The organism is Tenacibaculum sp. SDUM215027, from assembly GCF_050566205.1.
In the GTDB taxonomy this organism is placed as follows: domain Bacteria; phylum Bacteroidota; class Bacteroidia; order Flavobacteriales; family Flavobacteriaceae; genus Polaribacter.
On sequence record NZ_JBNXUE010000005.1, the window covers coordinates 95,958 to 109,988 of the forward strand.

General features: G+C 31.1%; 10 protein-coding genes and 2 tRNA genes. 4 read left to right on the forward strand and 8 right to left on the reverse strand.

Features of this window, described 5'->3' with window-relative positions; all coding sequences use genetic code 11:
- Positions 1-49 precede the first annotated feature (49 nt).
- From pdxH to ACQYZ7_RS12090, 3 genes are read left to right on the forward strand one after another with little or no spacing between them, the layout of a single operon-like run.
- Positions 50-697, forward strand: coding sequence for a pyridoxamine 5'-phosphate oxidase (gene pdxH, locus ACQYZ7_RS12080; protein ID WP_430729997.1), 648 nt, complete (start codon positions 50-52; stop codon positions 695-697).
- A gap of 30 nt (positions 698-727) precedes the next feature.
- Positions 728-1,216: a SixA phosphatase family protein gene (locus ACQYZ7_RS12085; RefSeq protein ID WP_099214115.1), complete on the forward strand. Its 489-nt coding sequence runs from the start codon at positions 728-730 to the stop codon at positions 1,214-1,216.
- A gap of 8 nt (positions 1,217-1,224) precedes the next feature.
- Complete coding sequence (locus ACQYZ7_RS12090) at positions 1,225-2,121, forward strand: Ppx/GppA phosphatase family protein (protein ID WP_430730217.1); 897 nt, start codon at positions 1,225-1,227, stop codon at positions 2,119-2,121.
- Positions 2,122-2,257: 136 nt separating this feature from the next.
- On the opposite strand, the gene ACQYZ7_RS12095 is transcribed toward ACQYZ7_RS12090, so the two are convergent.
- The 8 genes from ACQYZ7_RS12095 to ACQYZ7_RS12130 form a co-directional block, all read right to left on the reverse strand.
- Positions 2,258-3,706, reverse strand: a complete 1,449-nt coding sequence (locus ACQYZ7_RS12095) for a DUF389 domain-containing protein (RefSeq protein WP_430729998.1) — start codon at positions 3,704-3,706, stop codon at positions 2,258-2,260.
- 250 nt (positions 3,707-3,956) lie between these two features.
- Positions 3,957-6,458: a toxin-antitoxin system YwqK family antitoxin gene (locus ACQYZ7_RS12100; protein ID WP_430729999.1), complete on the reverse strand. Its 2,502-nt coding sequence runs from the start codon at positions 6,456-6,458 to the stop codon at positions 3,957-3,959.
- Positions 6,459-6,671: 213 nt separating this feature from the next.
- A complete protein-coding gene (locus ACQYZ7_RS12105) occupies positions 6,672-7,784 on the reverse strand; it encodes an aminopeptidase C (protein WP_430730000.1) in 1,113 nt (370 codons plus the stop codon).
- 70 nt (positions 7,785-7,854) lie between these two features.
- Positions 7,855-10,254, reverse strand: coding sequence for a TonB-dependent receptor (locus tag ACQYZ7_RS12110; RefSeq protein ID WP_430730001.1), 2,400 nt, complete (start codon positions 10,252-10,254; stop codon positions 7,855-7,857).
- A 114-nt stretch (positions 10,255-10,368) separates the two neighbouring features.
- A tRNA-Tyr gene (locus tag ACQYZ7_RS12115) sits at positions 10,369-10,451 on the reverse strand.
- A 49-nt stretch (positions 10,452-10,500) separates the two neighbouring features.
- A tRNA-Lys gene (locus ACQYZ7_RS12120) sits at positions 10,501-10,573 on the reverse strand.
- 133 nt (positions 10,574-10,706) lie between these two features.
- The gene (locus tag ACQYZ7_RS12125) at positions 10,707-11,471 is read right to left on the reverse strand and encodes an ABC transporter ATP-binding protein (protein ID WP_430730002.1); all 765 of its coding nucleotides are present in this window, start codon (positions 11,469-11,471) and stop codon (positions 10,707-10,709) included.
- Entirely contained in the window at positions 11,471-12,211 is a 741-nt protein-coding gene (locus tag ACQYZ7_RS12130; RefSeq protein ID WP_430730218.1) for an MlaE family ABC transporter permease, read from the reverse strand. Before ACQYZ7_RS12130 ends, ACQYZ7_RS12125 begins: the two co-directional genes overlap by 1 nt.
- A 118-nt stretch (positions 12,212-12,329) precedes the next feature.
- On the opposite strand from ACQYZ7_RS12130, the gene pafA reads away from it, so the two are divergent.
- A complete protein-coding gene (pafA, locus tag ACQYZ7_RS12135; RefSeq protein WP_430730003.1) occupies positions 12,330-13,967 on the forward strand; it encodes an alkaline phosphatase PafA in 1,638 nt (545 codons plus the stop codon).
- Positions 13,968-14,031 lie beyond the last annotated feature (64 nt).

Below are 14,031 nucleotides of genomic sequence, written 5' to 3' on the forward strand. Positions count from 1 at the left end.
ACAATACATTTGATAAAATTGTACTTTTACATTGTTTAAACCAACAATAATGGCACACGATTTAAGTGACTATAGAAAATCTTACAAAAAAAAGGAATTACTAGAAAGTAACTGCCCCGAAAATCCAATTGAATTATTTAGAGATTGGTTTTTTGTTGCGGATGAATCTGAAATGGTAGACGAAGCCAATGCGATGACTATTTCATCAATAGGACTAGATGGTTTTCCTAAAAACAGAGTGGTATTATTAAAAAAATATACTTGGGAGGGCTTTATTTTTTACACCAATTATAATTCTGAAAAAGGAAAAGCTATCTCTAACAATAATCATGTGTGTTTATCTTTTTTTTGGGCAGGTTTAGAACAACAAATTATTATTAAAGGAGAAGCTGAGAAACTTGCAGAAAATCTATCTGATGGGTATTTTGACTCAAGACCTGATGGTAGCAAACTAGGAGCTTGGGCTTCTGACCAAAGTAATGTTGTTACTTCACGTGAAGAACTAGATAACAAGTTGGCTTCTTTTGAAAAACAGTTTGAAGATAAAGAAATTCCAAGGCCTAAGCATTGGGGCGGATTTTTAGTAAAACCTATTTCTATTGAATTTTGGCAAGGGCGTCCAAACAGAATGCACGACAGGATTAGATATACTTTACAAAAAGATTTTTCTTGGAAACTTGAACGTTTAGCTCCTTAGTTTTATATTTACATAGCATTTTATAATTAAATGAAAACACTTTATATCGTTCGTCACGCAAAATCATCTTGGAAATATGAGAGCGTTAAAGATATTGACAGACCATTAAAAGAGCGTGGTATTAACGATGCCCATCTTTTATCTAAATACCTAGCGGGAGAAATACAAAGACCCGATGTATTTCTTTCTAGTAGTGCCAATAGAGCACTTCATACGGCTGTTATTTTTTGTGAGAACTTTGGATATCCTTTATCCAATCTTAAAATAAAACGTCAATTGTATAGCTTTAGTGATGGGTATTTGGTAAAAACTGTAAAGGCTCTTGATGATAGCTTTAACAGTGCTATTGTATTTAGTCACGATCACGGTATTAATAGTTTTGTTAATAAATTTGGAAATAAGCCTATTGCCCACGTAAGTACTTGTGGCGTTGTTGGAATAGAGTTTGATACTAAACATTGGAAAGACATTAAAAAAGGAAACACAGTTTTAGTAGAGTTTCCTAAAAACCATAGATAAATCAATACATTTTGAAGATAAAAAAGTACGGCGCTATTGATATTGGATCTAATGCAGTGAGGTTATTAGTAGCCAACGTTATTGAAGAAAAAAACAAAGAACCACAGTTTAAAAAATCATCCTTAGTTCGCGTGCCTATTCGTTTAGGAGCTGACGCTTTTGTTTCTGGAAAAATTTCAGAAGCTAATACACAAAGAATGCTTGATGCAATGCAAGCTTTTAAATTGATCATGAAAATTCATGGTGTTGAAAGGTACAAGGCCTGTGCAACATCGGCTATGCGAGAAGCAGAAAATGGCGCAGAAGTTGCCGCTACTATTTTAGAAAATACTGAAGTTAAAATTGATATTATTGACGGTAAAAAAGAGGCTGCAATAATTTCATCTACTGATTTAAATCAATTAATTGAATCTGACGCAACCTACCTATATGTTGATGTTGGTGGTGGTAGTACAGAGTTTACCTTATTCTCTAAAGGAAAAATTATCAACTCTAAATCGTTTAAAATAGGTACCGTACGTTTACTTAATAACACTAAACCAGAAAACAAAGCTCTTTTTAAAAAGGTTCAAAAATGGATTGAAGAAAACACAAGTGGTTATAAGCGTATTTCTTTAATTGGTTCAGGAGGAAACATTAACAAGTTATTTAAAATGTCTGGTAGAGATAGTGGTAAACCTATTTCATACATCTACCTTAATGCTCAATATCAATTCTTAAAAAAAATGAGTTATCAAGAGCGAATTTCAGAATTAAGTTTAAATCCAGATAGAGCCGATGTAATTATTCCTGCTACAAAAATATATCTTTCTGCCATGAAATGGAGTGGAGCAAGAAAAATATATGTTCCTAAAATTGGGCTTTCTGATGGAATCATTAAGAGCTTATATTTTAATAAGCTGTAGACTTTATTTGTGACTTTTTTAAAATTATAGTGTCATATAAAATGGTAATTAGAGTAATCTCTTATTTACTATGAATATCTAACAAGTAATCAAAAAACAAAACCGAGCTACTAGCTCGGTTTTTATTTTTAAGTTTTTATTTTCTTCTAACCTGAATTTTATCAGTCTTTAACTCTTTTTGTATCCAAGCCCTTAACTCTTGTTCATTTTTCACAATGATAGAATCTTTTAGTTTTGTATTCCATTTTACAGAAACTACAGTAGTTGTATCTACTTTTATAAAATCGCTCGATGATAATACTTTCGCTAAACTCATTTCTTTTATATCATTAAATCGAATTTTAGCTTCTGTACTAATTTTACTAAAAGGAATCGAGTTTTTATCTCTATATAAAGCATCTTGCTCAATTGTTTGATTTAAATTAAAAATTGTTCTCTTTAAATCATCAATTTCCATATGTAACCCTTTTATAACATTATCCCTTTCATCTAATTCTTTTACAGCTCTATCATAGGCATCTACTACCCTATCAACACTTTTAGCTTTATTTTCATTTATAACTAGAGAATAGGAATCTATTTTAGGAAAAGTTTTTAATTCATTTCGTAAAAAGGATTCTGTCGCATCGCTTACATCACCGTTAAAAAATAATTTTATCGTTTTTTCTTTAACTTCTAGTTTTTCACGCTGCAACCATAAGTTAGGATTATCATACACCTTTGCCTTTAAGAATTTTTTATAGCTTGCATCTATTACACTTTCATTATACACTCCTACAAAAGTAAATACAGCTGGAACCATAACTAAAAAGGCAATAAAAGATGCTATTTGAGCTATTCTTTTACGCTTAGCAGAATTTACATAACGAATCATTGTAAACCCTAACAACTTTAGTACTAAAAAGGTTGCTAAAGCAATAAAAATGGTGTTGATTGTGAATAAGTACATTGCACCCAAAAAGTAGTCAAAGTTACCTACTGCTAAACCATACCCTGCAGTACACAAAGGAGGCATTAAAGCTGTTGCAATTGCCACACCAAATATTACAGAAGCAATGGTTCCTTTTTTAGTTCGTGCAATAATTAATGCTAAACCACCAAAAAAAGCTATTAGTACATCTCGAATATCAGGTCTTACCCTTCCTAATAATTCTGAAGTTTCTTCACGAAGTGGAAATATAAAAAAGAACAAAAATGCAGTTAATAAACTTAGTACAATCATTGTTGCTAGGTTTGTTAACGATTTTCGTAAAGTATCAATATCATTAATAGCGATTGACATACCTACTCCTAAAATAGGCCCCATTAAAGGAGATATTAACATGGCTCCAATTACTACTGCTGTTGAATTTGCATTTAATCCAATAGACGCCACAAAAATAGAACATATTAAAATCCACGCTGTGGCTCCTTTGAAAGAAATATCGCTTTTTATTGCTTCTATTGTAGCATCTTGGTCGGTATCATCTCTAAAGTCGAGTAATTCTAAAATAAACTTTTTTATCTTTTCCCATAAACCTTTCGCATCTTGCTGTATCGCTTGTTTTGATTGCTCTGCAGATTCTTCTTGTTTATTTTCTTCCATAAATTTTATTTTTTTTAACTCCGGAAAGATACAAAATTCCCAAATTAGAAAAGTTCTAAAAAAACCTTAAGAAATAGACTACTTTAGTTTGTTTAAATTAATGTTGTTACAAAGACTGGTACTTTTTCTTTAAAATAGCTACACTAGATAAAACCTTTATGATGCTTATTTAATAGTTATAGAGGTAACTTTCGTCTATTTCCTCGATATAAAACATTCTAACAACCTGAAAAACAACATAAATAAAAACTTATTCTACAATAAAGAGATTATCATAGTAAATTGTTTCTCTAACTCCCAGTTTATATAGTAATATATCATAAGCATACTCTTTGTACAAACTAGGGGCTACTTCTCCTTTAAAAAGCAACTTTCCTTCCTTGTTATATGTTTGTATGGTTATAATATTATCTTCTCTACTCAATTTCGAATAGACTTCAGATTGATATCGAGTGTTGGCTTTTAAATGCACCATTCCTGCTACTAATTTACCTTTGGAAAAAACAGCTGTATATTTAGGTTTATTGTTTTTATATTGAATTACTTTACCTTCTAATTGGTTGTTTATTTCTCTATACGTTAATCGCATCTGGTCTTGCAAATTGTAAACAGTAGTACTCGTTTCTTTTTCTGATATATATTGGGTTATTATTTTTTGATTTTTATTTTGTTCTATTTTCTTTACAAGAGCCCCATTTTTATATGTTTTTTGAATTCCATAAAGAGTATTCTTTTCTCCTTCAAAAGGTTTTCCTTTTTTATATAATAATCGAGATATTTCTTTACCTTTTTTATCATAATATATAGTATATCCTTCTTTTTTATTTTCGTAATAGTTTTCTTCTTTTTGTTTTTTTCCTCTTCTATAATACGTAAAAGTTCCGTGTTTTTTATCGTTAACATAATACCCTGTTTCCTTTAGTGTTTTTTCGTCGTATTCAAACTTTCGGTAGCTTCCTTCCTTTAATCCATTTTTTACACTTACTTCTCTTCGGTCTTTATAATCGTATATAACTCCTGTAGGCTCTTGATTAACAAAGGTTGCTTGTCCTATTAACTCACCTTCCTCAGAGTAAAATTTAGCTTCCGAATTAACATCAATATCTTCCCTTAAAACATATTCATTATCTCCTTGTTTATATACTTTTTGATATCTTTTTGATTTTATGCGTTTTTCTTTATCTAACTCTATAATTGCTTCTATTTGATCTGATTCATGAAAATACTTGTATTCTGTTCCTGTTTTAGTAATGAAATTATAATTAGCAATAGCTTTTCCTTTCTTACCATAATAAACTCCTGTTAACTTTTTTAAGTACGAGTTAGGCTCATAAGTTATCTCACTTTTTTTTCCTCCATTAATGTAGTAACTAATGATTTTTAATAATCTTTCATCTTCATACAATTTTGTTTCTTTATAAAGAGTGTTCTTTTCTTTATAAACATACTTAGTTCTTTCTACTAATTTTCCATCGTTAAAAACTTCTTTTTCTGAAATTTTGTTTTGGTAATTTTTATTAAACAGAGTCCCCTCAATAGGAGTTGGCGAATAATATCCTGTTTCTAGAGCTCTAGAATTATAATATCCTTCTTTTAATTTTACTCTTAGTTTTCCTAATTCCTTTCCGGAAGGATTATAATAGGTTATTTCTGAATTTTTTAAATGCGAAAATACAGATGTAGTATCTTTATAATATTCTATTACTTCTTCCGCTATTCCATTTTTATAAGTAATATCTTTCTTATTACCTCCTTTATTTTTTACAATTCTACCTTCTAGTTTATCATTTATTTTTTCTAACACCCCTATTTGAGTACCTTGATCGTCGTAACTTGTTATTTTAACAAGAGACCTTTTATCTCCTAATTCTTCTTTTTTTATTAGAACACCTTGTTTATTAAATGTTTCAACCTTTGTTACATGCCCTTTTTTATAAGTACTTATTTTTTTTACAATCGTAGGTTTTGTAAAAAAAAACAAATATTTTTTTCCTTCATAAGGAATTTTATAATTTGAATTTTCTTCATATTGGTACTGTATGGCTCCTAACTTACTATTTTGTTCATCATAAAACGCTTCTGTTAAAGTACTTTTATCAAAACGATTACGAGTAACTCCATTACGATAAAAGTATTGAGTAAGAATCGGATTTCCTCGTTCATATTCTGTAATAGATTTAACACGCATCGGGTTATAATAGTAGCTTACTTTTTTCCCTTCTCTATATCCTCTTTTATCATAAGTTATCTGACCTCTTTTTTTTCCTTTTTTACCATAATATATTTCTTTGGTTGTCTTCCCTTTATTATAATAATGCTCATAACGAATATCATTTTTATCTCCTTCAAAAAATATTCTTTTTGTTATTTTTCCATTCTCATAAGTAACCTCTTCGATTGCTACAGTAGTTTTTTTGTCTTTACTTTCAGCATAATAAGTAGATATTCCTTTTAGTTGCTCATCATCAAAACTCATTTTTTTTATAGGATTGCCCTCTTTAGTGTACCAAACAGCTTCTTGCAAATAAATACTATCTTTACGCTTAGAAAGTCCTGTCATTTGTAATGTCCCATCTATATAAAAATCATTAATACGATATAACTTTCCTTCTTTTTGTATAGGGCTTCGGTAAAAAAAAGCATTCTCCTTACTAGTCTCTTTCCAGTGTTTATCTAACCAAAGTGTATCTTTTTGAGCATTAGCTATAGTTATACAACATAATAATAAAGCAATAGTAAAAAAGGGTTTCATCTGTTAGTTTTATATATTTTAAGTTAAATGTTTGTTGTGACTCGCAACATTTTTTTTGAGTTTCAAAAATACAGAAATTTCAGTAGGTTATTAAGGTAAGTGCAAACCATATTTGGCTGCAAAACAAAAAAACATAGGGCTTTGGAATATTGTCCAAAGCCCTATATTTACTATTGAAGTTCTACCAAACTGGATAGTAATGTTTAAAAGCTATTAAATCTTTAACTTATTTTTCAAGTTCGATGAAACAGCGTCTTTATGTAATAAAACAGATATTGTTTTTAATTTAAAATAAGGAACTGACATATATACATACCCTTTGTTTCCTTGGTTTTTACCCCAAGAATTCTTTACTTTAAAATAAGTATTTCCTTTTTGGTCTTTTACCAAACCTACGATATGCATTAAATGGTCGTCAGTAGTGTTAAAATTTTCAAATTCTGATTGACGTAAACTTGGTGTGATTGTTCTTTCTTCTACAATTTCTGTCAACGCTTTTTTATTTTCTGTACTACTTGCAGGAATTACAGCAACTCCATTTTTTGATGAAAATGTTTTTTCTGAAACATCACAATCTAGCTCTACTGTATATCCTTTTTTAATTGCATCTTCAGTTATTGCCACTAATTCATCTAAAGAAACATTATAAAATGCTCCATTTGAAAAATTATCTGGAATATTTAAAATAAATTGATCGTATTTTTTTGCATGCTCAAAAGAACTAATTGTTACATAGTTTGAAGGAGCTATTTTTACATACTCTGCAAACGATTTTGGTGTATATTTTTTCCCTTCAAAAGTAAACTCCTCTTTGTTTTTTCCTAAATACACATCTAAAACACTTTCTACCGATTGCTTCCACTTTGGGCTTAATTCTCCTGCTGGGTTTTTAATGTAAGCATCTAACATCGATTTTAATACAGCAATCATTTCTGCATGATTGTGTCTATCTTGTCCAAGATCTAAACCAGTAAAAACCTGCTCAGGTACTAACCCATATTTTTCTACTGAATTAATTACATCATGTGCTAAACCTCCTTCACTAAATTGTGCTTTTCCTTGACGGTATAAGTAATTATTTGCTTTATCAGAATACGTATTACGAACCGTGTACATTTCAGATAAATCGATGTTTTTACCTGTTAATCTAATAATTTCCGATTCTAAAAAAGAGGTCGTAGAAAAACTCCAACATGTTCCTGTTCTTCCTTGACTTTTTACCTCAGTATCTTCAATATCTTTTACTGTTGAAAACTGATACTCTTGTGCTGAAGTTGAAATTATACTTAAAAAAGTTAATGCTGCTCCTAATAGAATTTTTTTCATGTTTAAAAATCTTATGATAATTTAAGCTAGCAATTTACTCTTTTTAAAAGATTATTAAACTTGAAAAGTGTTAAAAATCTACAATAACTCCTATACGTGGTAAGGCCCTTCCTGTAGTACTTTCTATTTCTTCCAACAAATACCTAGAACTATCGTTAGGATCGGTTACTCGACCATTTCCATCTTCGGTAGGTAATAAAAATGGTTGCTGTTTAGAGCTACTAGCATATATATTTTGAACATCTAAATATAGGTTTATGGCTGCTTTTTTTAAGAACCATGTTTTATCTACACGTATATCTAGTTGTGCATACGTATCTAATCTTTCTGTGTTTAGTTTGGTATAATCTAAAATTCCGCCGTTTTGCACATCATAATTATCTTTTAAAGAAGAAGCGTCTAAATCGTATGGTGTATAAGGTTTACCACCAACTAATCGAAACTTAGTTCCTATTTCCCAATTTCTGTTTAGTTTTTTTCCTGCTGTAATTGTTAACAAGTGTTTATTATCCCATGTTGAAGGAATATATCCACCTTGTGCATCTTTAAACTCACTTCTCACAAAAGTATACGACGCTATTCCATACAGTCCGCTATATGATTTTTTCTGTGCCAATAACTCAAATCCATACGCTCGACCTTCAGATGTTGAACTCACTGCTTCATTTCCTATGATGCCAAAGTCAGCACCTAAGTTTGCTAAACTTATCTGATTTCTTAACGAAAATGGATAGCCTTTATATCCTTTATAAAACCCTTCAAAAGTAACTTTTGAGCTTGTATTAGGCTTATAACTTAATCCATTTACAAAATGATCTGATTGTATATACTTCAATCCTTTTTTATTCTCAAATTCGCCTACATCATTTTTATATCCTAATACTGTATAAGAAGGTAATTGATAATATCGCCCTACTGAAGAGCTTATCATCCATTTTTCAGACAGATTATAGCTCAATGATAATCTTGGTGAAAACTGATTGAATGGATTCTTCATCGTTGCATTATAATCAATTCCATCCATTCTAAAACCAAAAGAAACACCTAGTTTTTCGTCTAAATACCTTTTTGATACTTGTCCGAAAACTCCATATTTAACAAAATCAATCGCTGAATTAAAATCGTAGATAATTACTCCATCTGAATTGGCATTTTTCTGATAGTTACTATTTGTATATCTTGCTGTTTCTAGATTAAAACCTAGGTTAAAATCAATCTTGTTAGCACTTTTAAAACTGTTTTCATACCGCAACTTGTTTTCTATCTCTTTTGATGAGTAATCTAACAGTAAGTTTGCTGGTATTTCTTCATTTAAAAAATACTTTACTGCCTTATTTTTCCATTCATTTCGACTAAGCACAACCAAGTGTGTTGAGTTTGGAGCAAAATACTTATAACTTGCTCCTACCATATAATTCCATTGACTGTTTACAGGAACTGAATTTAAAATAACTTTATTTCTTTTAATGGTTTCTAAATCTGTTTCACCATCGTTTACTTCTTTATTAATTTCAAAATCATCAATAGCTCCCAAAGCAACTATTGATAATTCACTGTTTTTTGATAATTGCGACTTAACATTTACTTGAAAATCACTATAAGTTGGTAAAAAGGGGAGTTTTATCAGCTTAAACAAGAATTGTAAATACGATTGTCGAGCAGAAAACATAAAGGTTGTATTCTCTCCCAATGGACCATCTAAGGTAATTCCAGCATCTGATGTTCCAATTGTGGCTCTCGTATTTAATGATGTTGGATTTCCGTTCTTCTGAGTAAATTCTATAACAGAACTTAAAGAGTTACCTCTATTGGCAGGAAACGCACTTGAATAAAAGTCCACCTTACGAATTAAATCTGCATTCATAATCCCCACAGGTCCTCCTGTAGCTCCTTGTGTTTGAAAGTGATTAATTACAGGAACTTCAATTCCATCTAAATAAAATTTATTTTCAGAAGTTGCTCCACCTCTAATAATAATATCATTTCTAAATCCAGGGTTTGAAGCTACTCCAGGAAAAGATTGAATAACCTTTAAGACATCTCTGTTTCCTCCTGGGTTCTTTTCTATCTCAGCAATTCCTAAACTTTGAAGTGATAATGGACTATCTACAGACTCTTTAAATAGTGGTGCTTGTATTTGAATCTCATTTAACTGTGTTGCATCTTCAGTTAACTCTAGAGTTATATAAGGCGAGTTATCTTTCGTTACTAAATACTCGTCAGAAATTAACGTTTTGTAACCTACAAACGAGGCTTGTGCCTTATTATAACCTAAAGGAACATTACGCAATGTAAACTCTCCTTTTTCATTTGAAACTGCTCCTATTTTTGTTCCATATACCAAAACATTAACAAAAGGAAGTGTTTCTCGTGTTTTAGAATCGATAACCTTCCCTGATATTTCTCCTTCGCTTTGAGACATTCCCACTAACGATTGAAGTAAAACTAAGAGTATCAACGCTTTTCTCATATCAAAATATTTAAGGCCTAGCAAAAATACATATTTTGTTTAATTAAAAACAAAAAAGATTAAACAAAATTGTCTCAAGAACAAAAAAACTCAATCGGTATGATTGAGTTTTTGTGGGGAGAGCAGGATTCGAACCTGCGAAGTCGTAAGACAACGGAGTTACAGTCCGTCCCATTTGGCCGCTCTGGAATCTCCCCAGAACTTTTTTAAAAAAAGCTTCTCTGTAAAATCGAGAAGCTGTACTAGTGACCGGGCTGGGGCTCGAACCCAGGACCCTCTCCTTAAAAGGGAGATGCTCTACCAACTGAGCTACCCGGTCATTTTTCGCTTTTGCTTTTCTGCGTTTGCGGGTGCAAATATAGAAGGTTTTATTGTTCCCACAAACTTTTTTTTGAGTTTATTTTAAAAAATTTCTTGTGTTTTTTGTTACTCATTAGTTAACAGAAAGTTACCTAAACATCATTTAAATATGCTTTTCTAACTTTTTTGAATAAGTTGGATGAATACACAAAATCTACCACTGCTTCATTATCTGTTTTGAAGATTTCTTTATGAGATCCTTCCCATGCTTTTACTCCATTTTTTAGAAAAACAATCTTATCTCCAATTTCCATCACCGAATTCATATCGTGTGTATTTATTACTGTGGTAATTTGATACTCATCAGTAATTTCTTGAATTAGGTTGTCAATAACAATAGATGTTTGTGGATCTAACCCTGAATTAGGCTCATCACAAAATAAATATTTAGGGTTCATAACAATTGCCCGTGCAATTGCCACACGTTTTTGCATTCCTCCAGATAACTCTGCTGGAAATTTTTTATTCGAGTTCTCCAAGTTTACACGATTTAAAACAAAGTTTACTCTGTCTAGCATTTCACTTTCTGGTTGCTTTGTAAACATTTTTAAAGGAAACATTACATTTTCTTCTACTGTTTGTGAATCAAACAACGCACTTCCTTGAAACACCATTCCTAATTCTTGTCGAAATTGACGCCTATCTTCTATCGTCATATCAACATTAGCTAGTCCATCATAAACAATCGTTCCTTCTTCGGGTGTATGCAAACCTATTAAGGATTTTAAAAACACTGTTTTACCAGAACCACTTTGACCAATAATTAAACTTGTTTCTCCTGGTTTAAACGAGGTTGTAATTCCCTTTAAAATCTCAACTCCGCTAAAGCCTTTATGTAAATTATTTACTTCTATCATTAGGTTAATAACATTTGGGTTAAGAAATAGTTTGCGATTACAATAAGTACTGTTGTCCACACAACCGACTGTGTACTTGCTTTACCAACTTCTAACGAACCTCCTTTTACATAATATCCGTGATATGAAGGTACCGTAGCAATTAAAAAGGCGAAAACTATTGTTTTAATCAATGCGTAGGTTATTAAAAACGGATCAAAATCCATTTGAACCCCTGTAATATAATCTGCTCCAGAAAACAATCCTGATAAGACTCCAGCTACCCATCCTCCAAAAATTCCTAAAAACATTCCTAAGATTATTAAAAACGGATAAAAGAAAACGGTTGCTATTATTTTAGGTAACACTAAATAATTAAGTGAATTGATCCCCATTACCTCTAACGCATCAATTTGCTCGGTAACACGCATAGTTCCTATGCTTGAAGTTATATACGAACCTACTTTTCCTGCTAAAATAATAGAACAAAACGTGGGTGCAAATTCTAAAATTACAGATCGTTTTGCAGCAAAACCAATCAACGATTTTGGTATAAACGGACTTTCTAAATTCAAAGCGGTTTGTAAGGCAATTACTCCTCCAATAAAAAACGAGATAAAGGCTATAATCCCTATTGACTTGTGCCCTAACTCATCTATCTCTCTAAACAAAGCTTCACGAAATACTCTTGCTCTTTGAGGTTTTGAAAAAACCTGTTTTAGCATTGCAAAGTATTTACCTATATGCTCAATGTAATTCATCAAACGAAATATATTTTCTTTTTTGCTAAAGTATTAAAAAACCATTAACTCATGGCCTTATTTACAAGTTTTAGCTTGCTTTTTATGTACCTTTGAGTTTTAATTTTGAAAAAATAAAATGAGAAAAATAGCTTTTTTAGCAGCTATAATATGTTTAACAAGCTGCTCTGTTAACAAAAAAACAAATACCCAAAAACCAAAACTTGTAGTTGGTGTTGTTATTGACCAAATGCGTTATGATTACCTAACTCGATTTGCTAATAGATACGGAAATGATGGTTTTAAACGTTTGCTAAGGGAAGGGTATTCTTTAGAAAATGCACACTACAATTATATTCCTACTTACACAGCTGTAGGACATACTTCTATATATACAGGAACCACACCTACGCACCATGGAATTATTGGTAATTATTGGTACGATAAATATGTAAAGAAAAGTATTTATTGTGTTGATGATAATAACTACAATACTGTTGGTAATGATAGTGATGGAGGTAAAAAGTCTCCTTATAGAATGTTAACTACAACAGTTACTGATCAGTTAAAACTAGCACAAAACATGAATGGTAAAACCATTGGTGTTGCTATTAAAGATCGTTCTGCTATTTTACCTGCAGGTCATACTGCTAATGCTGCTTATTGGTTTGATGGTGGTGATAAAGGTCAATGGATTTCTTCTTCTTTTTACTTAAATGAATTACCTAGTTGGGTACAAGAATTTAATGCTTCTGGAAAAGCAGACGAATATTTAAGTACCCCTTGGGAAACTTTATATGATATTAGTACGTATACACAAAGTATTGATGATGATAACAATTTTGAGGTTACTTTTAAAGGTGAAGAAAAACCAGTTTTTCCTCACGACATCCCTACTTTAAGAAAGAGTAACAATAATTACAGTATTATTAAGGGAATTCCTGCAGGAAATTCTATTACTACCGATTTTGCTAAAGCAGCTATTGTTGGTGAAAACTTAGGAAAATCAGCATATACCGACTTTTTAGCGGTTAGCTATTCTTCAACTGATTATGTTGGACATCAATTTGGAGTTGCTTCTAAAGAAATTGAAGATACTTATTTACGTTTAGATCAGGATTTAGCAGAATTATTTAAGTTTTTAGATACTCAGGTTGGAAAAGGGAATTATACCTTATTCCTAACAGCTGATCATGCTGCTGTACAAGTTCCTTCATACTTAGAATCTTTAAAAATACCTGCTGGTTATGTAAAGCCAGTTGCTTTCAAAAACTTTTTAAATGAGATTACTTTAAAGCATTTTAAATCTGACGAGATTATTGAAAACGTTTCTAACTTCCAAGTTTTCTTAAATAAAGATAAAATTAAAGAATTAAGCCTTAATTACGAGAATGTAGCACAAACTATTGCTGATGAAGCTATTAATCATAAAAAGATTTATAAGTCTGTAACTGCTAGAACCATGCAGACTACTACGTTTACAAACGGAATTTTACATGTATTACAAAACGGTTACAATCAAAAGTTTTCAGGTGATGTTATTTTAGTACCTAATCCATCAACTATTGCAAGTAGCTCTAGAAAAGGAACTACTCATGGTTCTGGATATTCATACGATACACATATTCCTATGATTTTCTATGGAAACGGAATTAAGCAAGGTGCTTCTAAACAGCAATATGAAATTGTAGACATCGCTCCTACCATCTCTAATTTATTACAGATAGAATTTCCTAATGGATGTTCTGGAAAGATTATTGAAGAAGTTCTTGAATAGGAAACTTAGAAATGAGAAAAGAGAGACTAGAGAATAGACCATAAAAAAACTCCAATTTGATTTC

Coding starts and splice junctions, on each gene's coding strand:
- ACQYZ7_RS12100 (WP_430729999.1), bottom strand. CDS start 6,458: ATGAAACCCTTTTTTACTATTGCTTTATTATTATGTTGTATAACTATA.
- pafA (WP_430730003.1), top strand. CDS start 12,330: ATGAGAAAAATAGCTTTTTTAGCAGCTATAATATGTTTAACAAGCTGC.
- pdxH (WP_430729997.1), top strand. CDS start 50: ATGGCACACGATTTAAGTGACTATAGAAAATCTTACAAAAAAAAGGAA.
- ACQYZ7_RS12130 (WP_430730218.1), bottom strand. CDS start 12,211: ATGAATTACATTGAGCATATAGGTAAATACTTTGCAATGCTAAAACAG.
- ACQYZ7_RS12085 (WP_099214115.1), top strand. CDS start 728: ATGAAAACACTTTATATCGTTCGTCACGCAAAATCATCTTGGAAATAT.
- ACQYZ7_RS12105 (WP_430730000.1), bottom strand. CDS start 7,784: ATGAAAAAAATTCTATTAGGAGCAGCATTAACTTTTTTAAGTATAATT.
- ACQYZ7_RS12110 (WP_430730001.1), bottom strand. CDS start 10,254: ATGAGAAAAGCGTTGATACTCTTAGTTTTACTTCAATCGTTAGTGGGA.
- ACQYZ7_RS12125 (WP_430730002.1), bottom strand. CDS start 11,471: ATGATAGAAGTAAATAATTTACATAAAGGCTTTAGCGGAGTTGAGATT.
- ACQYZ7_RS12095 (WP_430729998.1), bottom strand. CDS start 3,706: ATGGAAGAAAATAAACAAGAAGAATCTGCAGAGCAATCAAAACAAGCG.